General features: G+C 54.4%; 21 protein-coding genes and 1 other annotated feature. Of the genes, 5 read left to right on the forward strand and 16 right to left on the reverse strand.

All coding sequences use genetic code 11. The annotated features are described in order from the left end of the window. Positions 1 to 187 precede the first annotated feature (187 nt). A complete protein-coding gene (gene gpr / locus HFP08_RS04650; protein ID WP_168119324.1) occupies positions 188 to 1,192 on the reverse strand; it encodes a GPR endopeptidase in 1,005 nt (334 codons plus the stop codon). A gap of 167 nt (positions 1,193 to 1,359) precedes the next feature. Between gpr and rpsT the strand changes: the two genes are divergently transcribed. Next, on the forward strand, positions 1,360 to 1,632 hold the full coding sequence (rpsT, locus tag HFP08_RS04655; RefSeq protein WP_168119325.1) for a 30S ribosomal protein S20: 273 nt from the start codon (positions 1,360 to 1,362) through the stop codon (positions 1,630 to 1,632). A gap of 150 nt (positions 1,633 to 1,782) precedes the next feature. On the opposite strand, the gene holA is transcribed toward rpsT, so the two are convergent. The 7 genes from holA to HFP08_RS04690 form a co-directional block, all read right to left on the reverse strand. After that, positions 1,783 to 2,820, reverse strand: a complete 1,038-nt coding sequence (gene holA, locus HFP08_RS04660; RefSeq protein ID WP_168119326.1) for a DNA polymerase III subunit delta — start codon at positions 2,818 to 2,820, stop codon at positions 1,783 to 1,785. Between the two features lie 214 nt (positions 2,821 to 3,034). Then, entirely contained in the window at positions 3,035 to 4,150 is a 1,116-nt protein-coding gene (locus tag HFP08_RS04665) for an anti-sigma factor family protein (protein WP_168119327.1), read from the reverse strand. Beyond that, entirely contained in the window at positions 4,147 to 4,695 is a 549-nt protein-coding gene (locus HFP08_RS04670; protein ID WP_168119328.1) for an RNA polymerase sigma factor, read from the reverse strand. The genes HFP08_RS04665 and HFP08_RS04670 overlap by 4 nt, the downstream gene beginning before the upstream one ends. A gap of 160 nt (positions 4,696 to 4,855) precedes the next feature. Then, a complete protein-coding gene (locus HFP08_RS04675; protein WP_168119329.1) occupies positions 4,856 to 7,471 on the reverse strand; it encodes a DNA internalization-related competence protein ComEC/Rec2 in 2,616 nt (871 codons plus the stop codon). Positions 7,472 to 7,908: 437 nt separating this feature from the next. Beyond that, positions 7,909 to 8,439: a deoxycytidylate deaminase gene (locus HFP08_RS04680; protein ID WP_168119330.1), complete on the reverse strand. Its 531-nt coding sequence runs from the start codon at positions 8,437 to 8,439 to the stop codon at positions 7,909 to 7,911. 24 nt (positions 8,440 to 8,463) lie between these two features. Further along, positions 8,464 to 9,756 (reverse strand): homocysteine synthase, encoded by a 1,293-nt coding sequence (locus HFP08_RS04685; protein ID WP_168119331.1) that lies wholly within the window; start codon positions 9,754 to 9,756, stop codon positions 8,464 to 8,466. A 59-nt stretch (positions 9,757 to 9,815) separates the two neighbouring features. Continuing rightward, a complete protein-coding gene (locus HFP08_RS04690; RefSeq protein WP_168119332.1) occupies positions 9,816 to 10,382 on the reverse strand; it encodes a ComEA family DNA-binding protein in 567 nt (188 codons plus the stop codon). A 113-nt stretch (positions 10,383 to 10,495) separates the two neighbouring features. Here HFP08_RS04690 and comER point away from each other — a divergent pair, with 113 nt between their 5' ends. Then, entirely contained in the window at positions 10,496 to 11,335 is an 840-nt protein-coding gene (gene comER, locus HFP08_RS04695; protein WP_168119333.1) for a late competence protein ComER, read from the forward strand. Between the two features lie 42 nt (positions 11,336 to 11,377). On the opposite strand, the gene leuS is transcribed toward comER, so the two are convergent. The 4 genes from leuS to HFP08_RS04715 all read right to left on the reverse strand — a co-directional run bounded on the left by leuS (position 11,378) and on the right by HFP08_RS04715 (position 15,586). Beyond that, on the reverse strand, positions 11,378 to 13,822 hold the full coding sequence (leuS, locus tag HFP08_RS04700; RefSeq protein WP_168119334.1) for a leucine--tRNA ligase: 2,445 nt from the start codon (positions 13,820 to 13,822) through the stop codon (positions 11,378 to 11,380). A gap of 80 nt (positions 13,823 to 13,902) precedes the next feature. Then, positions 13,903 to 14,143 (reverse strand) — a binding site (T-box leader). 90 nt (positions 14,144 to 14,233) lie between these two features. Continuing rightward, positions 14,234 to 15,028, reverse strand: coding sequence for a GNAT family N-acetyltransferase (locus HFP08_RS04705; protein WP_168119335.1), 795 nt, complete (start codon positions 15,026 to 15,028; stop codon positions 14,234 to 14,236). Between the two features lie 16 nt (positions 15,029 to 15,044). After that, a complete protein-coding gene (locus HFP08_RS04710) occupies positions 15,045 to 15,392 on the reverse strand; it encodes a ligand-gated ion channel (RefSeq protein WP_168119336.1) in 348 nt (115 codons plus the stop codon). Next, complete coding sequence (locus HFP08_RS04715; protein WP_168119337.1) at positions 15,392 to 15,586, reverse strand: YwbE family protein; 195 nt, start codon at positions 15,584 to 15,586, stop codon at positions 15,392 to 15,394. The genes HFP08_RS04710 and HFP08_RS04715 overlap by 1 nt, the downstream gene beginning before the upstream one ends. A gap of 129 nt (positions 15,587 to 15,715) precedes the next feature. Here HFP08_RS04715 and HFP08_RS04720 point away from each other — a divergent pair, with 129 nt between their 5' ends. Both HFP08_RS04720 and yjcZ read left to right on the forward strand, forming a co-directional pair. Beyond that, positions 15,716 to 17,392: a DEAD/DEAH box helicase gene (locus tag HFP08_RS04720; protein ID WP_168119338.1), complete on the forward strand. Its 1,677-nt coding sequence runs from the start codon at positions 15,716 to 15,718 to the stop codon at positions 17,390 to 17,392. Between the two features lie 171 nt (positions 17,393 to 17,563). Next, entirely contained in the window at positions 17,564 to 17,653 is a 90-nt protein-coding gene (yjcZ, locus tag HFP08_RS29160) for a sporulation protein YjcZ (RefSeq protein WP_168119339.1), read from the forward strand. A gap of 122 nt (positions 17,654 to 17,775) precedes the next feature. Here the strand turns inward: yjcZ and HFP08_RS04730 are convergent, their stop codons facing one another. From HFP08_RS04730 to HFP08_RS04745, 4 genes are read right to left on the reverse strand one after another with little or no spacing between them, the layout of a single operon-like run. Beyond that, positions 17,776 to 18,525 carry a pseudouridine synthase gene (locus tag HFP08_RS04730; protein ID WP_168119340.1) on the reverse strand — a complete coding sequence of 250 codons (750 nt, stop codon included), beginning with the start codon at positions 18,523 to 18,525 and terminating at the stop codon, positions 17,776 to 17,778. A gap of 3 nt (positions 18,526 to 18,528) precedes the next feature. After that, entirely contained in the window at positions 18,529 to 20,061 is a 1,533-nt protein-coding gene (locus HFP08_RS04735; RefSeq protein WP_168119341.1) for an RsmB/NOP family class I SAM-dependent RNA methyltransferase, read from the reverse strand. A gap of 52 nt (positions 20,062 to 20,113) precedes the next feature. After that, a complete protein-coding gene (yjbM, locus tag HFP08_RS04740) occupies positions 20,114 to 20,917 on the reverse strand; it encodes a GTP diphosphokinase (RefSeq protein ID WP_168119342.1) in 804 nt (267 codons plus the stop codon). A 16-nt stretch (positions 20,918 to 20,933) separates the two neighbouring features. After that, positions 20,934 to 22,031, reverse strand: coding sequence for a quinone-dependent dihydroorotate dehydrogenase (locus tag HFP08_RS04745; RefSeq protein WP_168119343.1), 1,098 nt, complete (start codon positions 22,029 to 22,031; stop codon positions 20,934 to 20,936). A gap of 218 nt (positions 22,032 to 22,249) precedes the next feature. Here HFP08_RS04745 and HFP08_RS28965 point away from each other — a divergent pair, with 218 nt between their 5' ends. Continuing rightward, positions 22,250 to 22,387: a hypothetical protein gene (locus HFP08_RS28965; protein ID WP_206109175.1), complete on the forward strand. Its 138-nt coding sequence runs from the start codon at positions 22,250 to 22,252 to the stop codon at positions 22,385 to 22,387. Positions 22,388 to 22,400: the final 13 nt, after the last annotated feature.

The raw sequence follows: 22,400 nt of genomic DNA on the forward strand, positions 1-22,400 counted from the left end.
CAGCTACTACTAGACTATGGAAGATTAAGAGATAATAGAACCGCAGAGTTGGATTTGCTAGAGGCTGAACGATAGCAGAGGAGAGAGTTGATCCTTCTTAAGTTTCATTGGAGGTGTATAGAAGCGCTCCATGCGAATAAGCAGAAACAGACCTGCACATAACTTGAAAATGCGCAGGTCTGCCTCTTCAATGCGTATATGCAGCCACGTTGTCGGTATCGACAGCCTCATGAAGAGAGGCGTTCAAGCCGCTTGCGATAATATTCGCGATATCTTCAATGAATTGATCCACTTCCTTTGGCGTAACAAGCAAATCATGTCCCAGCGGGCTGAGCACTTCCTTCACAAGCTGCAGTCGTTCAGCCTCGGGAATGTCGTTCATTAGACCGAATATTTGATTCGTATCGCCGTTCTGCGCCTCAAGATGGTTCTTCATCATCTCGAACGTGTGATTGACAATCGTTGATGCGTACACGACCGTCGGCACACCGATTGCGATAACCGGAACGCCAAGAATATCCTGCGTCAGGCCCTTGCGTTTATTGCCTATGCCGGAGCCCGGATGAATGCCGATGTCGGCGATTTGAATCGTAGTGTTCACCCTGTCCAGCGCCTTCGACGCAAGCGCATCGATCGCAATAACAAGATCGGGCTTGGAGCGATCCACGATGCCTTGCACGATTTCACTGGATTCAATGCCCGTAATGCCAAGCACGCCCGGCGCCACCGCGCTGACCGATCGATAGCCTTGAGCGACCTGATCCGGCATCAATTCGAAGAAATGGCGTGTAACCATTACATTTTCCACTACAAGAGGCCCCAGCGCATCCGGTGTCACGTTCCAATTGCCAAGACCTACAATCAGCACTCTTGCCATCTTCGGGATGGACAGCTTCTCCAGAAAGCTTTCGAAATATTTGGCGAAATGAGTGGCTACCCGGTCCTGCAGCCCCGTATCGCCCCCTCGCAGACCCGGCACCTCAATCGTCACGTATCTGCCCATCATCTTGCCGATGGCCTGCGCGCCTTGCTCATCCTGTACATGAAGCTCCGTTATCGTCACGCCGTCGTCTTCCGTTACCTGCGAAGCAATGCCGGGAATGCCGCCGCCTGCCGATTTCTCCGCAAGCTCCTTGGCCTCCAAGGCGAGATCTGTGCGAACATTGAATTGCTGCAAATCGAGATCCTTCATACATCCTTCTCCCTTCGTGTTCCAGCTTTCCCTTATTGTTCGCTTATGCATCAGTTTCATACCTTGAACAGCGCCTGGATACTATTGCTTTTTGGGCGGGTACGTGATAGTATATTTTAAGTTGTGTTGTTACTTATGCTTCACAGAGCTTTTAGGAGGTGAAATCCATGCCAAACATCAAATCCGCAATTAAACGCGTGAAGACAAGCGAGAAACGCCGCGCTTTGAACGCGTCCCAAAAATCCGCACTTCGTTCGGCCGTTAAATCTGCTGACCAAGCTATTGTAAGCACTGATGCCGCTGCAGCGAAAGCAGCGTTGATCGTTGCTACGAAAAAATTGGACAAAGCAGTAACAAAAGGCCTGATTCATAAAAATGCGGCTGCCCGCAAAAAATCGCGTCTTGCCAAAAAAGTAAACGCATTGTCCGCTGAGGCTTAAGCTATGGCGTTATGCAGTTCGCTTTGAACAAAAACGGATCGTCCTTGTCAAGGACGATTCTTTTTTTGCCTGTACAAAAAGCCTCATGCTTCACTATCGAAGCACGAGGCTTTTGTTGCGGAAATGATGAGATACGCAGAGAGAGAAGTCTTAAGAAACGCCGGGTTTCATCCCTAACGACAATATAAACAGCTCAAGCCCCAGCGATTTGTCAATGAGACCGCTCTTCATCTTAAAGTCGAGCTCAGCCAATTGGGAAAGCCATCTGCCGAGCGTGCCAATCTCGAATGCTCTGCCCTTCTCCGCGGAAAGCTTCACGGCATAAGGATGGAGACCAAGCTGTCCGGCCATCTGCTGCGGCGAATAATGCTGCTGCTCCAATTCCTTGATCTGCAGCATAATCCGGAATTGTCTTGCGATGAGCGCAACAATCTTAATCGGCTCTTCTCTTCTGACGAGCAATTGTTGATATTGCTTCAGCGCTTTATCGATCCGCAGCTCCGACAAAGCCTCTACCATAGCGAACACATCCTCTTCAACCGTCGAGGCCGTAAGCAAATCAATCTGCTCCACATCGATAACGCCTCCTTCGCCGGCATGAAGGCACAGCTTGTCCAGCTCCTGCGACAGCTGCCCCATGTTCGTCCCTGACCGAACCATGAGCAGATCGGCTCCATCCTCGCTCAAGCGGCGATTCTGTCTCGCAGCCCGTTGCAGCATCCATTGCTTTAGCTCCGCGGCGGAAAGCTCTGCGAAAGCGATGACGGACTTCCTTTCCTTGATCGCTTTCACAATTTTCCGGCGTTCGTCAAGCTTCTCCGCTCCTACAACAAAAACGATAACAGAGGACTCCAGAGGCTGCTCCAAATAAGCGAGCAGCTTCTCGACGCGATGCTCCAGCTTGGCGTTGTCCTTGCCTCCAGTCGCCATTACTGCCGCATCCTTGACCAGAATGAGCTTGCGCTCGACAAAGAAAGGCGGGGACTCCGCTTCGATCACGATTTGTTCAACAGCGGTTTCCGCGGTATCGAATTTGATAACGCCCAGCTCCTTCTCTTCCTCGGTGAACAACTGTTCGGTCAATGTATCAATGAACGCATTCAAGCGATAGCGGTCTTTGCCGTACAACACGTAGAGGGGGCGGAATTTGCGATTCTTGACTTCCTTGAGAGCGTCCTTGACATCCATTATGTATCACTCCTAAATCATATCCTGGGCAAGCAACAGAGGGATGAGCTGGTGCCAGCCGCATCCCTCTGTCTTTATATTAACATCCACCGGCAGCTCCATGGTACTGCCATGTGAATGGTCATACGACGTCAGCACACGTCGTAGACTCATCTCTCGCTATACTATACGCCAATAGCTATAAATCCGTGCAAACTTCTTCATGAATTCCCAATCAATGCCCTGCCTTTTGCTCCTCCCAGTCTGGAGCCTTAATGACATACTTCTCCGCCGCACCTTGCTCCAATTGCACCTCGTATGTCAACTGCGAGCTGTCATCAGACCAAAGAAGCTTCCCGAGCTGCCCGTTCTTCCTTGAAGCTTCCATCAGCTGCTCACCGCTTTCCGAAGAGAAAATAACAATGGAATGATCGACGATGCGAGCGACGTAGGCACCGTTCGGCGACTCCGCTCGAGTGGCGAGCTCTTCCGGAGCGACCAAGGCCATATCCGGCGCGACGCTTCCTCCGTTCATGTCATCCGCTTCTTGCCCGGAAACGGCTTTGCCCCCGAGCTCTACTTCATCGCCGCTTGTCGTGTCGGTAATCGTCGGAGCTCCGCTCTGGTCCGCAACCTCGCCTGAGCCGCCGGGATTTCTCTCGGTGTTGAATTGGTAATAATCCAACGGACTGCCATCATCAGTTGCGCCGCTTTCCGTATTCAATTCATGTATGCCGTCGCCGCCGGCAGATGCCGTTGAATGGCTGAATCCTTGTGTAGAAGAGTCTGCATAAGGATCCTCGCCGGCTGAATCGTATTTGCCATCCTGCGCGCCGCTGCTTATCTTCGCGTCCATCGAGCTCATCTGCCTCTCGGCAGAATTGGCAATGTCCGCGGCAATCATATTGGAGCTGTTCGCTGCAGCATCATCATTATTCATCGACGGAGGATAGGTCACCAGGAAGATTCCCGCGACAACCCCTGCCGCCACCGCCGCTCCTATCGCGCTCCATGAAGCCCATCTTCGCTGACGCTTCCGCCGTCGAAGCGGAGCCGCAGCCGATAATCGCACGGTATCGTCGTCAGCTTGTCTCCCGTTGCTCGCGGCTTGTTCGCTCCCAGCCATTCTGTCGATTCTCTCCAGCTCGGGCATAATCGCATCCACCAAACTGTAACTTGGCGTAACCTTGGGCAAGCTGGTCAGCTCTGTGGACAGCAATTTCAATCTTTCGAACATCGCAGCGCATGCGGGACATTGTCTGGTATGGGTCATCAAGATTTCGATCTCGCTCGCGCTAAGATCGTTATCCAGTTGTCTCTGCATCAGTTCAATCACCTCTTGACAATTCATCCCCGGACACCGCCTTTCTGATAATCGTGGAGTAAAATTTGCAGCTGCTGTCTAGCTCTGAACAAATAAGACTTGACGGTATTGAGCGGCAAATCCAGTGAATCCGCGATTTCGTTATAAGAAAAATCCTGCAGATAACGCAATACCACAACCGTGCGATGATGCTCGGGCAGCTGATCAATCGCATGACGTATGTCCTGCATCGCATAGGAGGCTAGCACTTCAGCCTCGACATTCTGCTTCTCATGAAATACCAGATCATGCTCATCAATAGATACGGCGGGTTTGGTTCTGCGAAATTTATCTATACAAATATTAGTAACAATTCGTTGAACCCATGTCTTGAATTGAGCCTTCTCCTCGTAAGAATCAATCTTCGTATATATTCTTATGAGAGCCTCCTGGGCCGCGTCCATGGCGTCCTGCTCATTGTTCAATATATAATAGGCTGTCCGATAGACATGGGATTCAATCTCTCGCAACAGAGTAACGAGCGCTTCACGATCTCCCGATTGGGCCGCTTTTATCATTCCGGGCTCCACCACGAAGGATCCTCCTCCCTTGCAACCTAATTGACGAGCGCATCTATTTAAAAGTTGCAATAATTTGATGGTCATTTTATTTTTTTACCGTTATAAAAATTTTTCGCCGTTATAAAACAATTCCATCTTGAAGCATATCAAATTATTGCAGCTTCGTATAGATTCATTTCCGAAACGCGACCGCTCCTGACGCGTCAATCCGAAAGTCGATCTCGCCGTTCTGATCCGTCCGCCATATCTTGATTCCATCCGCTTGAAGTCGGTTCAGCACATCCGGATTCGGATGTCCGTAGCTATTCGACGCGCCGACCGAAATTGCCGCGGCCAGCGGCCTCCAATAGTCGAGCCAAGCCTCCCCGGTCGAGAAGCGGCTGCCATGATGCGCAACCTTCATAACGGATACCGGCTCTTGATTCGCGTCCTCTACAAGCGGATGCTCCTCGAGGTAGGCCAGAATACTCTCTTCTGTCTTCGCGTTGATGTCGCCGGTGAACAAGAAACGCTGATGATACATGCTTAATTGCAGGACAACGCTCTGCTCGTTCTGCTCCTCCTCCACAGGGATTTCCTGATAGGGGGAGGGAGTCGGCCACAGCACATCAAGTCTTGTGAAAGCATCCGCCTGCCAGCTCATGCCCGACGATGCGGCATAGAGCGGAATGCCTCGATCGATAATAAGGCGAAGAAGCTCCTCCGCATCCTCTTCCTCCTTCATCGTGCCGTTCCACCAAACCCGTTTTACGGGTATCTGCTTGATTACCGCCATCAATCCCCGAATATGATCGCTGTCCAAATGCGAAATGACCACCAAATCAATTGCATGCACGCCCCGGCTCTTGAGCAAGGGCGCAAGCACTTTCTTGCCAACTTCGAACGGATCCTTTCGCCGCCTCCACTCTTCGCCGAATTTGCGGAAGGACAACGTTCCCCCTCCGTCTATGAGAATGTAGCCGCCCTCGGGCATGCGAATAAGCGCCGAATCCCCTTGCCCCACATCGATGAAGCTTACGAGAGCGTTTCGATTGAAGCGATCAGGCTCATAAGCCCAGCCGAGCAAAAGCAAGAGTGCCAGCAGCGCAGCGCCCAAGCGATAGAGCAGACTTTTTCGTTGATGCGCGAGAGCACGCAAGAAATCGTCAGTCGCCGACAGCTCGCTCTCGCTGGTCCCGTTAAGCGGCGCCGTAGCTTCCAGCAAGGTCTGCTGCTGAAGCCGGGTCGATTCACTGACAGTCGTCCATTGCCGAATCCAATGGAAGCCAAGTCCAAGGAGCAGCAGCCACGCGCCGATCCACCATGGCGGCGGCGAGCGCCAGATCGTCTGCAGCTCGCAAAGCTGCGACATCGCTTCGACGGCGGAGAAGCACCAACTATTCAGTTGTCTGGAGAGGTACGCCAGCGGCACGGCTCCCTTGAGCCATACAACGGACACGACAAGCACGGCAGAGCCGAGCGGAATAACGATGGAGCTGACAATGGGAACCATGACCATGTTGGCGATTAAGGAGAAGAGATGGAATTGATTGAAATAATAAATAGAAAGCGGGAAGGAAACGAGCTGCGCTGTAACGCTGACAGCGACCAGATCCAGCAACCATTTGGCCTTTCTCCCCGTCGGCAAAAGCGATCTGACGGCAGGCACGCCTTTGATTAGGCCGAGCGTGACGATGAAGGAAAGCTGAAAGCTGACATTTTCGAGATAGAAAGGATCGAACAGAAGAATGACGACCGCGGAAACCGCAAGCAGATGCAGCCCGTCCTTCAGCTTTCCCATTCGGGCGGCGGCGAGCCCGAGCATCGCCATCATGCCGGCGCGCAGCACGGATGGCGATGCGCCAGTCATCAGCACATAGACGGGCACTGCGGCAATGAGCATGACGAGCAGGCGCTCTTTTGGAACGCGAAGCAGGCGGAGCAGGCTGCCGAGAATGAAGAGGAAAACGCCGACATGCAGGCCGGAGATGGCGAGCAAATGCGTAAGTCCCAGCTGCGAATACAACTGGAACAGCTCGGGATCCAGATCCTCGCGGATACCGAGGATCAGCCCCATCATATACCCGGCTTGCTCCGCCGGGTACAGCAGCTCGAATCGCGCGCCGAGCCACGCGCGCGCAGTATCGACGCGGCCGAGCCAGGCGGCGGCCGCGTTGCCCGGGACCGCCGCCGCAGGCTGCACGGCGGCGGCGCCCGAGCCCTGCAGCAGCCAGTGGATTCTCTGGCTGCTGAGATAGCGGCGATAGTCGAAGCCGCCGCTGTTGGTTGCGCGCGCCGGCGGCGACAGCTCGCCGGTCACTTTCACGCGGTCGCCGCGATGCCAGGCGGCGGCGACGTCTTGCTCCGGCTGCGACTCGAGCCGGAGCTGCACCAGCAGGCGCTCGCTCGCATGCTCGAGCGGCGCATAGCCCTCGGCATGGACAGCGGCCGCCTCCATGCTGAATTGCACGCGGTCGCCGTCGATCTCGACCGCGGAGACGATTACGCCTTCCGCCGCGGCCGCATAGGCGGCGTCCGGCCCCGCCTGCGCGGCGGCGGCTTGCAGCTCGAGCATCTCCGTGCGGTTATGGGCATCCGCCCACAGCCGCTCTCCCGCCGCTGCGCAGAAGGCGAACAGACAAGCGACGGCCAGCCCTCTCGTCGCTTGCCCTCCAACCGCCGCCGCAACCGCGAGCAGCAGCATCGCTCCGCCGACAAGCGCAGCGCCAGTCGCTCCAAGCGCCGCAGCAGCCGCACTTCCGCCAACCCAGCATACACAAAACCATACGAGCGGCCTCTCATTCCACATCTATATCTCTCCATTCTCTCCTAAACTCCACCCTCAAACCTGATTTCCACTCTCCAATGCTAATTTCCAGCGCTGCAACCCCTCCTCAGCCACACTTCCGCTCTCCAGCGCTGATTTCCAGCGCTGCTGCCCCTCCTCAGCCACGTTCCAGCTCTCCAATGCTAATTTCCGGCGTTGCTGCCCCTTCTCAGCTCCACTTCCGCTCTCCAACGCTGATTTCCGGCGCTGCTGCCCCTCCTCAGCCACCTTCCCGCTCTACAGCGCTTATTTCCCGCTCTACAGCCCCACCTCGACCACACTCCCGCCCTCCAGCGCTGATTTCCAACGCTGTTGTACAAAACACGATGCAACACAAAGAACCTCTGAATCGTCAGAATCGATTCAGAGGTTCTTCCTCTTTCAACGGTGACTACCGCCAACTATTCAACATGCAGCGCTTACGGCATAATCTCCATCTCCGTCTGAGGAGGAGGCGAATAGGGATCCAGTCTGCGGAAGCGAATGCCCTTCTGCTCCATAAGATCATGCACCTTGTCGCTGTCCTTGAGATAGACGCGATCATACACGATTTCGGTCACGCCGCTGTTCGCCAGCATATTCGCGCAGGTCCAGCAGGGCTGATCCGTTACATAAACGATAGAGCCTTCGCGGTCGGCGCGATCGGTGAACAGCAACAGATTTTGCTCCGCGTGAATCGTTCGGATGCATCGCTGCTTCTTGATCATTTGCTCCTGACCGTCCACGTTGCGCCATTCCGCTTCTTCCGTAATCATGCAGCCCGCCTCCAGACAGTCCGGAGCGCCCATCGGCGCGCCGTTGTAGGCCGTTCCGAGCAGCTTCTTGCCTTGCACCAGCACCGCGCCGACATGTCGGCGCGGACAGCGCGAGCGCGTGGAGACCATATAGGCGATATCCATGAAGTACGTATCCCAATCTTTGCGTATCGCATCCGTACGAGCTGCTTTCATGTGTTTCTTCCTTTCGACTGCTTATTAACCTTGACTTGCCGCGATCGCTTGCTCCAAATCCGCCAGAATATCCTTCAGCCCCTCCGTCCCGATCGAGAGACGAATCATACCCGGTTCAACGCCCGCCGCCTTCTGCTCTTGCTCCGTCAGCTGCAAATGCGTCGTGCTCGCCGGATGGATGATCAAGGATTTCGAATCGCCGACATTCGCCAGATGGGAGAAGAGCTGCACGGCATTAATGACCTTCTTGCCGGCTTCCACGCCTCCCTTGATACCGAAGGTCATGATTGCTCCACAGCCGTCCGGCATATACTTCTGAGCAAGATCATAGGACGGATGGCTAGGCAGTCCCGCATAGCTTACCCAATCCACAGCCTCGTGGCCTTCCAAATATTCCGCAACCGCCTGCGCGTTTGAGCTGTGCCGTTCCATGCGGAGATGGAGCGTTTCCAAACCTTGCAGCAGCAAGAAGGAATTGAACGGCGACAAGGCCGCTCCCATATCGCGGAGCAATTGAACGCGCGCTTTAATAATATATGCGATCGGGCCGACGGCATCCGTGTACACAACGCCGTTATAGCTTGGGTCCGGCTCCGTGAGACCGCTGAATTTGCCGCTTGCCTTCCAGTCGAACTTGCCTCCGTCCACGATAATGCCGCCGATGGACGTGCCGTGGCCGCCAATGAACTTGGTCGCGGAATGAACGACGATATCGGCGCCATGCTCGATTGGACGGCACAGGTATGGACTCGGGAACGTATTGTCGACGATAAGCGGAATGGCGTTCTCGTGCGCAATTGAAGCGACAGCCTCCAAATCAATAACATTCCCCATCGGATTGCCGATCGTCTCCACGAACACGGCTTTGGTCTTCTCGTTGATTAATGCGCCGAAATGTCCCGGATCAGACGGATCCGCAAAGCGGACAGTAATACCGAGCTTGGCGAAGGTCGTAGAGAATAGATTATACGTTCCGCCGTATAAACTTGCTGCTGCGACAATCTCGTCTCCCGCCCCCGCTATGTTAAGAATGGAATAAGTGATCGCAGCCTGTCCCGATGCTACCGCAAGCGCTGCCATGCCGCCTTCCAGCTCCGCCACTCGCTTCTCGAACACATCGGAGGTCGGATTCATAATGCGGGTGTAAATGTTGCCGAATTCCTGCAAGGAGAACAAATTAGCCGCATGATCGGTATCTTTGAAGCCGTATGAGGTGGTTTGATAGATTGGCACTGCTCGGGACTGCGTTGTTGGATCGATGGTTTGGCCGCCGTGTACGGACAAGGTTTCAAGCGATAGTTTTTTTTCATTGGACATGTCAGGACTTCCTCCTAGAATTTATTGGAATGAATTTGTTCAGGTCTATTCTCTCATAATCATGGACGAGCGACAACGCTATCCTTTATTTTCGCTACCAGCTTCTCTCCGATGCCCTTCACCCGCTGAAGATCATCCACGCTGGCGAAGAAGCCTCCGCGCTCCCGTTCTTCGACGATTGCCTGCGCTTTGGAAGGTCCGATTCCTTTCAGCTCGTCAAGCTGCTCGGCCGTCGCCCGGTTCACATCCAGCTTGCCCTCCGCCTCCGGCATCGAAGCATCCTCATGGATATTGATATTCGCCTCCTTGCTATTCCCTTCTCCGAGCGAATTTGCATTTGCTTGAGAGGCGTCAGTATCAGGGACGGCTCTCTCCCCATTATCACCGGGCGCGGCAATACCAAAGTCAACATCCCCTTCAATATGACCAGACACGGCAATGTCGGAAGCGGCCTTGTCCTCATCTCCCAGAGCCGCCGCCACCTCGGCATTAAGCGGTATCCATTGCTCTTCCGCCGCTTGATTGCCGCTCAAGAGCGCTGCAGCCGCGAGTAAAGCAGCGCCCATCAGACACAGGACGACAAGCGGCTGACCGATCCCCCTTGCACTCTTTCCCTTTGCATGCACCGATGAATCCCCCTCTCAAGTATTTTTGGAAATGGATGACATATGGAACAAGTTCTTGTGAATAAGATAAGAAAGCATCAAATTATGCTCACATTGGTATAGGAGGGCTTACTATGAATGTTGGATTTATCGGAACGGGCTCAATGGGAAGCTTGCTTATCGAAGCATTTGTCGCATCAGGTGCCATGTCGCCTTCAGAGATTACGATCAGCAATCGCACCTTCTCCAAAGCGCAAGCGCTGGCCTCCCGGTATCCCGGCATGAGGGCCGAATATACGAATGCGGAAGCTGCCAGGAATAACGATATCATCTTCTTGTGCGTGAAGCCGCACGAGTTCTTTCAAGTCACTGCCGATATTAAGTCCGTTCTTCGGGCCGATCAAATCATTGTGTCCATAACAAGCCCCGTGCTCCTCTCGCATCTCGAAGGCGAGCTTCCATGCAAAGTCGCCAAGGTAATCCCCAGCATCACCAATCTGGTATGGAGCGGAGCGGCCTTGTGCATGTATGGAGAGCGGATGCAGGAGAAAGATAAAAAGAAGCTTGAAGCTCTCTTCACCCATATTAGCGAACCGCTGCGCATCGACGAGAGCTATACGCGCATCGTGTCCGATTTGTCGAGCTGCGGCCCGGCTTTCATCGCTTTCCTGCTGCAGCAATTCATCGAAGCAGCCGTGGAGGAAACGGGCATCCCGTTCGAAACCGCGCAGCAAGTGGCGGGCAATATGCTGCTCGGTACGGGCCTCTTGCTTACGGAAGGCGGCATGACCGCCGAGGAGGTTCAAGCTCGGGTAGCTGTGCCTGGCGGCATCACGGCCAAAGCGCTTCAATTGCTGAGCCGCGAAACCGACGGCATCTTCAATCAGCTTATCCGCACGACCCATGCCAAATATCGCGAGGATCTCATCAAGGTTACGACCGCTTTTTGCGGCGAAGAGGTGAACGGACAATAGCTGTTCTTCAGCTAAAGCCCGTTCACCTCTTCGTTCCCACCTTTAATTGGCCACGATGTTGACCAGCTTGCCTTTCACGGCGATGACCTTGCGGACGGTCTTGCCCGCGATCAGCTCCTGAACCTTCTCCAGCTCCTTCGCCATCGCTTCCATCGCTTCCTGGCTCATATCGGCCGCGATGGATACGCGTTCGACGATTTTGCCATTCACCTGCACGACGATCTCCACCTCTTGATCGACCGTCCACGCCTCTTCGAAGGTCGGCCAAGCCGCATAGCTGATTTCCTCCGAGCTTCCAACTCTCTCCCAAAGCTCTTCCGCGATATGCGGCGCGATTGGCGAGAGCAGCTGCAGAAACTCCGTCATCGCCTTCTTCGGAAGAACCTCGGTTTTGTAAGCTTCGTTTACGAAAATCATCAACTGGCTAATGACGGTGTTGAACCGCAAATTCTCGTAATCATCCGTCATCTTCTTAATGGAACGATGCCAAACGCGCTTGAAGGCGTCGCTTGTACCTTCCTCGCTGTCGCTTATTCTGGCATTCAGGCTTCCATCCTCCCCAATGAACAACCGCCAGACGCGGGCCAGGAAGCGGTAGCTGCCTTCCACGCCGTTCTCGTTCCAAGGCTTCGTCGCTTCCAGCGGGCCCATGAACATCTCGTACATCCGAAGCGTATCGGCGCCGAATTCGTTCACGATCTCATCCGGATTGATGACGTTGCCGCGAGATTTGGACATCTTCTCGTTGTTCGTGCCGAGGATCATGCCTTGATTGACCAGCTTGTGGAACGGCTCCTTCGTGTTCACGACGCCCATGTCGTACAGCACCTTATGCCAGAAGCGAGCGTACAGCAAATGCAGTACGGCATGCTCGGCGCCGCCGATATAGAGATCGACCGGCAGCCATTCCTTCTGCTTCTTCGGCGAGCAAATTTCCTTGTCGTTCTTCGGATCGATGAAACGAAGATAATACCAGCAGCTGCCTGCCCATTGCGGCATTGTATTCGTTTCCCGCCGCGCCTTCATCCCCGTCTCAGGATCAACCGTATTCACCCAATCCGTCACGTTCGCAAGCGGAGATTCCCCCGTTCCGGACGGCTTGATGGCGTCCACATCCGGGAGGAGAAGCGGAAGCTGGTCCTCCCCCACCGTCTTCATCGAGCCGTCTTCCAGATGCAGGATCGGAATCGGCTCGCCCCAGTAGCGCTGGCGGCTGAACAGCCAGTCGCGCAAACGATAGGTGACCTTTCCTTTTCCTTTGCCGGAAGCGGTCAAGGAATCGATCATAGTCTTAATCGCCTCTTCGTTGTTCAAGCCGTTGAGCAGCTCGGAATTCACATGAGGACCGTCGCCCGCATAGGCTTCCTTCGAAATATCGCCGCCTTCAACGACCTCGATAATTGGAAGCTCGAATTGCTTCGCGAATTCCCAGTCCCTGGCGTCATGGCCTGGAACGGCCATAATCGCCCCCGTACCGTAACCTGCAAGCACATAATCGGCAATCCAGATCGGCGTCTTCGCGCCGTTCACCGGATTAATCGCGTACGCGCCGGTGAATACGCCGCTCTTCTCCTTGGCCAAATCCGTCCGCTCGAGATCGCTCTTGCGCGCGGCCGCTTCCTGATAAGCCTCGACCGCATGGCGCTGCTCCGCTGTCGCTATTTTTGCCACCAGCTCATGCTCGGGAGCAAGCACGCAATACGTTGCGCCGAACAACGTGTCCGGACGCGTTGTGAACACGACCAGCGACTCGTCATGCCCGTCGATCTCGAACGTGACTTCCGCTCCCGTCGACTTGCCGATCCAGTTGCGCTGCATATCCTTAATGCTTTCCGACCAATCCAGCTCCTCCAGGTCCTCTAGCAAACGCTCCGCGTATTCCGTAATGCGAAGAATCCATTGACGCATCGGCTTGCGGATGACCGGATGACCGCCGCGCTCGCTCTTGCCGTCGATGACCTCTTCGTTAGCCAGCACCGTGCCAAGCGCCGGACACCAGTTCACCGGAACCTCGGCCACATAAGCGAGGCCGCGCTTGTAGAGCTGGATGAAAATCCATTGCGTCCATTTATAATAGTCAGGATCCGTCGTGCTGAACTCGCGGTCCCAGTCGTACGAGAAGCCGAGCGATTTGATTTGACGGCGGAAATTATCGATATTTTTGAACGTAATATCACGCGGATGCTGTCCCGTGTCCAGCGCATGCTGCTCCGCCGGAAGGCCGAAGGCGTCCCAGCCCATCGGATGCAGAACGTTGTAGCCTCTCATCCGCTTGTAACGGGACATAATATCGGTCGCGGTATAACCCTCCGGATGTCCGACATGGAGACCCGCTCCCGACGGATACGGGAACATATCCAGCGCGTAAAATTTCGGTTTCCCGCTCTCTTCCTTCGTGCAGAATGTCTTACTCTCATCCCATTTTTGCTGCCATTTCGGCTCGATTACTCTCGGCTCGTAGCCATGTCTCTGCTGCTCCTGACTCATTTCAACATCCTCCTAATCGGCTTTCCAATCTCCACATTGGCTCCAGAATACAACAAAACCTCCCGCCCCCAGCGATTAACGCTAGGGACGAGAGGTCATTCTCCCGTGGTACCACCCTAGTTAGCGAAGAGCATGCTTTGTCTTCACTCACTTGACGCCTATATCGCAGGCTATGCGGTGCGTTTGACCCATCCATTATTGCCAAGCATGGTTTCGCGCACTGCTCGGAGGCGAGATTTCTTGTACGCAAGGTCCGGCTTGCACCAACCGCCGGCTCTCTAATCCTTGTCTAGCAAGAAAATTCCTCTTCATCGCATTGGATTAAAATAAATAATTACCTGTGATTATATAAGTTTTCCATCGTAGATGTCAAGCCGCAGAATTCGACTGCCATGCCGCGCCTGCCACTTGTCAGCCCGGCGTCTGAAGCTCCTCCGTCGTCTTCACCCGATACCAGTTGTCGTACAGCTCCCGAAAGCCGAATTTGTCATAGAGTCGATTGGCAGCCGCATTCGATTTGACAACCAGCAAGTAGCTTTGCCGGGCTCCCTCCCGCCTTGCCCAATCGAGCAGAAGCCTCATTATCTGCTCTCCGAAACCTCTCCCGCGGCAATCCCGGTCCGTCACAATATCGTACAAACCCGCCCAGCCCGCTTCCATAACGGCAACGCCGCAGGCGACGGGCTTGCCCCCTTCGCGCAGCATAATGAAGGCTTTCTTAAGCGGAATTCCCGCCAATATCCGGCGCTTCGTCTCAAGCTGGCCGGACTGCAAATGCTGCATGCCGCTGCCGCCGATCGCCTTCAGCCATTCCTCCGTCGGCTCCGGCGTCAGCGAATAATCGAAGCCCTGCAACAAGACAGGCTCCGCGAGCCTGGACAAATCCGCCGATTTGACGAGCGTGTGATCCAGCTTGCGGTACGCGCGCCTCTCCAACTGCTCATCGAGCCTCAATCCGTCCGCGAAGGAGGTGATTTTGAATACCGGTGTTTGACCTCGGCTTTCATAGAACTGCTCGCAATAAGCGATTTTATCCTCCAGTCTGATCGCCCCTTGATGAAGAACGCTCACCGAATTCGAGCGTTTCGTATAGCCTTCGGCAAGCCGCAGGAGCCAGCCGTCATAGTGAACGGTCTGCAGCGCGGGCCAGCCGTTCAAGCTCATTTCTTCAATTCTTCTGTGTGTATTCATCTCTTCCTCCGTCATCCAATTGCCTCCGCTACTACTCCTGCCGTTCTTCCTGGGACATGTTGGCATACACGCCCTGGCCGCCTAAGCCGAAACGCTCCAAATGCTCCATTAACCCTTCCTTCTCAAGCACCTCGATTTGCTTGGCGCCGAACAGGTCATAATGAGGAAATTCCGCGCGGGAATGAATGAACCGCGGATCCAGCCCATACCGTTCTCCCCAGCGGACAAGCCTGTCGCGATCCGCGCAGCCAGCCTTCGTAACCGTGCGCATGAAGGGAAATCTCTCGTCAAGCCAATAATGGGTCAGGAAGGCGATCTCTCCCCGTCTGACCGTTTCCTTCCATCGCCCGAGCTCGCCTCGGTCAATGCCGAAGGCCATCAGGACAAAATCTCTTTCACGCGGCCGACGGCGCCATCTGCGAGTCTGACCTTAATGCCATGCGGATGCTGGGGAGAATTGGTCAAAATATCCTTAACAACGCCTTGGGTCAGCTTGCCGGTACGCTGATCCTGCTTCAGCACGATTTTGACCTCCTGGCCCGGTTTTATCGCTGATCGTAATGTTCCGTTCATCGGTTCTACCTTCCTTTATCCCTTTGATGTTGGCAATAGCATAGCATATGCAAATCGAAGATGCACATCCCCATCACAACTGTTATACTTAGCTTCAAACGATATCGACGAAATGAGGAAAATTCACGCATGTCAACCGCATTTTCCGCTCTCGGCATCTCCCGGGAGCTTCTCCACTTATTGCAACAGAACGGAATCCAGGAGCCGACCCCCGTTCAGCGCCAGACTATACCTCTGCTTCTGAAGGGTCAGGATGTCATTGCCCAGGCGCAGACCGGCACAGGCAAGACGCTTGCCTTCGCGTTGCCGATTCTTGAGAAGATCGATGTAAACAAGGATCAGGTTCAGGCGCTGATTCTGACGCCGACCCGCGAGCTTGCGATCCAGATTACAACCGAAATGAAGAAGCTCGCTCCCGCGGTCGGAGCGAATATCCTGGCTGCTTACGGCGGGCAGGATGTGGACGCCCAAATTCGCAAGCTGAAGAACGCGCCGCATGTAGTCGTCGCGACGCCGGGCAGATTGATCGATCATATGAATCGTCAGACCATTAATCTTGGCAAGCTCTCCATGCTGGTGCTCGATGAGGCGGATCAGATGCTGCATATGGGCTTCCTGCCGGAGGTCGAGAGCATTATTGCAAGCACGCCGCGCTCCCGCCAAACGCTGCTGTTCTCAGCTACGATTCCCGATCCTATTCGGCGGCTCGGCAGCGAATATATGAACGCGCCGGCGGATGTGCAAATACGCAGCAACAACGTGACGCTGGACAGCATCGAGCAGTTCGTCGTCGAGACGACGGATCGCGGCAAGCAGCGCGCCCTTATTGCTTTGCTCGGCAGACAGCGTCCCTATCTTGCCGTTATCTTCTGCCGTACCAAGGTACGCGCGAAGAAGCTGAACGAAGCGCTTCAGGATTTCGGCTTCCAATCGGACGAGCTGCACGGCGATCTGACTCAGGCAAAGCGCGAGCAGGTGATGAAGCGATTCCGCGACGCGAAGCTTCAAATGCTGGTCGCTACGGATGTCGCCGCGCGCGGACTCGATGTGGAAGGCGTTACACATGTATATAATTACGACACGCCGCAGGATGCCGAGCTGTATATACATCGCATTGGCCGGACAGGCCGTGCAGGACAGCAAGGAATGGCGATTACGCTTGCCACTCCCTATGACAAATCCAAGCTGGAGGCTGTGGAGCAAGGCATCAACGCCAGGCTCGCAAGACGAAGCATCGATGAGGACGGCAATCTAAGCGCCTCGGCATCGAGCGTGACCAGAAGCAAGTCCTCCGGACGGGACGTTTCGCCTCGCAGCGGCGGCAGAAGCTCAGGCAATGAGGGGCAGGGACGCGGCAAAACCCGCGAAGGCGGCAGACGCGGCGAGGGCGGTCGCGGCAGAAGCGGAGCTCGGGAGAAGGACGGCTCGCGAGGCGGCCAAGGACGAGGACGAGGCGGCGAGGCGCCGGCAGGCCGCCGAGGTCGAGAGCAAGCTGGCGGAAGAAGCTCGGGACGCAGCGAAGAGCGCGCATACGCAAGCGGCACAGGAGCGCAGGAGTCATCGGAGCGGAAGCCGTCCCGCGCTGCCGGCAAGGCGGCCGGCGCGCCAAGCAATCCTTGGGAAGCGGCAGCGGAAGCCAATGCTCGCAGAAGCGCGAGCGGGAACGGGGGACGCGGTCAAGGCGGCGGACGCAAGAATGCCGGCAACGGACGCGGAGGAGATTCCGGCAGAGGAAGAGCTCGAGGCGACGGCGGGAGCGGAAGACGCGGCCAAGCACCAGGTCGCGGCAAAGGCAGGAGCAGATAAATCGCTTATCCTTCACCTGCCGTGATCTGCACAGCCCAAATCCTCCGAACCAAGACAGATGTCCAAACCAAATTGGACAGATCACATACAATACTGTATACCGATTGCGGGAACCCGAGCATTCATCCCAACCTCTCCAATCGGCAAATATCTGTCTGGGGGGAAATTAGCATGTCATATGCACATGGAGGCTACACGACGACAGGTGTTATCTTGGTTCTGTTTATACTTCTGGTAATTGTAACAAGAACTTTTCTGTAATAGACAAGATTTGCACCTATATGAGAGAGAAAACCGCCTGAAGCATCCGCTTCGGCGGTTTTTCCTATTTATTACGGAATTAAAGATTCCCGCCGTCCATTCATGTGAATGGTAACAGCTTATTAGGGTCTATTGCCTCGATGCGATCGAAGAAGCTCCACCTCGGCCTCGTCAAGCTCCCGATACTCGCCTTCGGCAAGCTGCGAATCAAGCTGCAATGGTCCCATGGCGATCCGCTTCAGATGGACAACCTGCTTGCCGACTGCTTCGAACATTCGCTTCACCTGATGAAACTTGCCTTCCCGAATTGTCAGTCGAATCGAAGAATACGCTTCTCCGTCCTCCAATGTATTCTCCAGCACATCCAGCTCCGCAGGCAGAGTGACGTAACCGTCATCGAGCGTTACGCCCGCTTGGAATGCGTCCCGATCCGCTTGGCCTACTTCGCCGTGAACCCGCGCCTCATAGAGCTTGTCGACATGCTTGCGCGGCGACAGAAGCTCATGTGCGAGCTGCCCGTCATTGGTGAGCAGCAGCAGGCCGACCGTATCCTTATCGAGTCTTCCCACGGGGAAGGGGCTAAGAACACGGTCGTTCGAAGCCAACAAATCAATCACGGTCCTGTCGCGCTCGTCTTCCGTTGCCGACAAGACTCCGGGAGGCTTGTTCATCATGAGATAGATCCAGGCCTGATAACGCACCTCCTCCCCTTCATAGCTAATGATCTGTTCCTCCGGATGAACAATCAACCCGCTATCCTTGATCATCTTGCCGTCAACAGACACTTTGCCCTGCTTGACCGCCCTCTTAATCTCGCTTCTTGTGCCAATGCCCATATTCGCCAGCAGCTTGTCTACGCGCAATCTCTCCATAGACTATAATCGCCTCCAGCCTGTCGATAATTCATTCTTAAGCATATCACCCGCAAGCTTCCCCCATCCAAGCGGGAATCCGTCCACGCATACAAGGACGTAGCCATTTGGCTTCCCCTCCCCGTTCGTGCGCAGCTCGGATTCTTTCACGAACAAGGTCTCCCCTCTCAAATAACGGTCAATCTCCTCCGTTCCGGACCGCCAATTCACCGTTCTTGACGCCTCATCCAGCTTAAGTCCCATTGCCAGCGCTTGCGACGGAACGAATCTGCCGTTTCGCGCTTCTCCCGCATACCAGCCCGCTCGGTTGACGCGCAGTCCATCCAGGGGAGGCAAGCCCGGCGGCTGCAGGAACAGTTTGCTGCCATACCATATGGGAACGGAAGCCTTCGCCATGTCAACGGAAAGCTTCAAATTTTCTTCCGCGAACGCTTTCCAGATCAGATCAGGATTGCTGGCAACAGCTTGCTTCACAACCTCTCTAACGCGTTTGTTGCCCTTCTTCTTTCTTGAATCAACCTGTCGCTGCTCCATCTTCAGCATCGCATCTTCACTTGATGCGTTCCAGCTTTCATTCTTAAGGGCAGAGACCGCCGCTCCCGCTTCCTTCCTGAGCACCGCGACATAATGGCCTTCGCCTTCAACCCGATGCGGCCATACTCGAACCGTGCCTCGCAGGCTGTTCCTTATACGCTTTTCAAACTTTTCCCCGGCCTCCGTCAACCATTCCGGATGACCGCTATCCAGTCCATGTCGCTGCTGCATCGGCTCTATGTGAAATTCGGGATGCTCGGATAGAAAGACTGCAATCTGATCCTCATTCTCCTCCGGCGAGAAGGTGCAGGTCGAATAGACGAGCAAGCCCCCTGGAGCGAGCATAACCGCCGCATCTTCCAGAATGGTGCGTTGCATAGTTGAACAAACCTCTACCGAATGCTTCTCCCAAGAGGCCGCCATGCTCTCTTCCTTCCTGAACATGCCTTCTCCGGAGCATGGAGCGTCTACGAGAATCCGATCGAAATATTGAGAAAAGACAGATTTAAGAGCCGACGGCTCTTCATTCGTTATGACAGCATTTCTGACGCCGGCAAGCTCAATGTTTTTGGCAAGCGCCTTCGTTCGTTCAGCCGCATTGTCATTCGCAACCAGAACGCCGTCTCCGAGCAGCTTCCCTGCAATCTGCGTAGATTTCCCGCCAGGAGCCGCACAGAGATCCAGAACGCGATGACCCGGCCTGACATCCAGCAATTCGACAGGCAGCATAGCGCTCGGCTCCTGAATATAGTACAAGCCGGCGTGGTAATGGGGATGCTTGCCCGGCCGATCTCCCTCCTCGTAGTAGAAGCCGCTGTCTGTCCATGGAATCTCGCGAAGCTTATTCATCGGCGTCAGCGCCCTCCACTCAGCCGGACTAAGCTTTAGCGGATTTACTCGGATTCCAAATACGCGCGGCGCTTCATACGAAGCGAGGAACGCCTCATATTCGTTTCGAAGCAGAGCTTTCATTTTTTCCAGAAACTTGGAGGGTAATTTCATTTCATTCTCCTTGATTAGCAACAATTATACTAGATTCATTCCATATCACTCGCTAGCTCTGGCTGCCCTTCTTCGCTTTGCCGAGCGAAGCGACAATATCGACAGACAAGCTGTTAAGACCTGGATAATCAGCTTGCTCGAACAACTCGTTAAATTTCATCTGGAACTGCGCCGCTTCCCGAACCCGATGGTAGAAGTAGAGATCCTGAATGCCGCCGAGCACTCTCGATACCACATTCGACTGCTCCTCGAATTCGGTCTGCGCGTCCAGAATTTCCTTCCGAATGCTCGTCATCTCCGTATCCAGCTGGAAAGCGGCTTCCGCCGCCTTCTTCAGACGATTTCGAACATCCTCGGGCAAGCTTTCCTTGAATTTATAATTAAGCGAATGCTCAATGGTCGCCCAGAAATTCATGGCCAGGGTGCGAATCTGGATTTCGGCAAGCACGTCTTTATAGCCAAGCGCGGTTTGAACGCCGTATTTCACAATAATATGGTAGCTTCGATAGCCGCTTTCCTTGTAATGGGTTATGTAATCCTTCTCGTAGACAAGCTGCAGATCTCGCCGATTGCGAATCAATTCGGCCACCCGGTGAATATCGTCGACGAACTGGCACATAATGCGAATGCCGGCGATATCCTCAATGCCCGTGTCGATTTGATCGGTAGCGACGCCAAGCCGCTTCGCCTTCTCCAATATGCTTGAAATCCGTTTGACTCTTCCCGTCACGAATTCAATAGGCGCATACGCCTCTCTTATTTTCAGCTCCAGACGCATGGTCTTGAACTTTACCTTTAATTCTTCAACCGCTTGCTCGTAAGGCTGTAGAAAAAGACTCCAGTCTCTGCCGTCCATGGGGTCGCCTCCTGTTCTAACGATGATCTGCGCCTACTGCTTCTGCGATGCTGCTAAAGCCGTCCTTGCGCAAGCATTGCTTCAGTCCGCTTGTCAGCTCGCGAAGCAAGCCTGGCCCCTTATAGATTAATGCGGTATACACTTCAACCATGGAGGCACCCGCGCGAATTTTATCGTATGCATCCTGTGCGTTAAAAATTCCACCAGATCCGATTATTGGAAGCTGACCACGAGTTAAGCGATAAACGTTCGAGATAACCTCCGTCGATCGTTCCGTAAGCGGCTTGCCGCTAAGGCCCCCGGCTTCTCCGGCATGCGAATGCGTCAACCCGTCGCGAGACAGCGTTGTGTTGGTAGCAATGATACCCGATACTCCGCTCTCTGTAATCGTGGAAACGGTGTGCGCCAGCTCGTCGTCTGACATATCCGGAGCGATCTTCACCAGTATCGGCTTCGTCGCTTTCTTGCTTGCCGCTCCTTGCCGGTCCATCTCGTCCATAACGCTGCCTAGAAGCTTGCGAAGCTCGTCGCCATGCTGCAAATCCCTTAATCCTTGGGTGTTCGGCGAAGAGATATTGACTACGAAGAAATCACCATAGGGGTACAGCGTTCGAATGCATGCCATATAATCTTCATGCGCGAGCTCATTAGGGGTAAGCTTGTTCTTGCCAATATTCACGGCAATCGGTATGCGATGAATCTTTCGTTTCGAGAGAGATTCCGCCATCGCCTCCACGCCGTTGTTGTTGAAGCCCATCCGGTTGATGAGCGCTTCTTCAGGCGGCAACCGGAACAGCCGCGGAAGCTCGTTGCCGGACTGGGGCTTCGGGGTCACCGTGCCGACTTCGGCAAATCCGAAGCCAATGCTGGAGAAGCCGTCCGAAGCTATTCCGTTCTTATCGAGACCGGCAGCGAGTCCAATTGGATGATGAAACTTCAGGCCGAACAGCTCCGTTGACAGCTCGGGCGACGGCGATACGCCGTACATGGCATGCATGATGGAGGTCATGCCCGGCACGCGCGCTCCCGAAGATAGGCCGTCAATAACAAGATGATGCGCTTTTTCCGGGTCCATTTTGAAAAAAAGCGGTTTTAAGACTGAGGTGTAAAACAAGCGGTTCACTCCGTTCTTTCGTTAAATGCTCTACCGAACAGTTTATCCTTTTTGCATGAAAAAGAAAAGAGGAGAGCATCGACTCTGACGCGTAAAGTCAGCTTATCACCGTCAACCAGACGCGCCAGAGCGGAATGCGTTATTGCAGGAAGCCCAGAAAACGATTACAATACAAACATAGCAAGCTTGTCAATTCGAAATAGAGAGGTTGAATGTCAATGAGCGCTCCCAAAAGAAAACCCGCCACACTGAAAACAAAACCAAAGGAAGAAGTGAACAAGAAAGCTCTAATCTGGCTTTCCTCCATTGCAGGCGCGATCGTTATCGCCGTCGCTCTGTTGCTCATATTCTCTTGATGGCTAACAATAA

Origin of the sequence: Paenibacillus sp. HB172176 (assembly GCF_011947265.1) — a bacterium.
In the GTDB taxonomy this organism is placed as follows: domain Bacteria; phylum Bacillota; class Bacilli; order Paenibacillales; family Paenibacillaceae; genus Pristimantibacillus.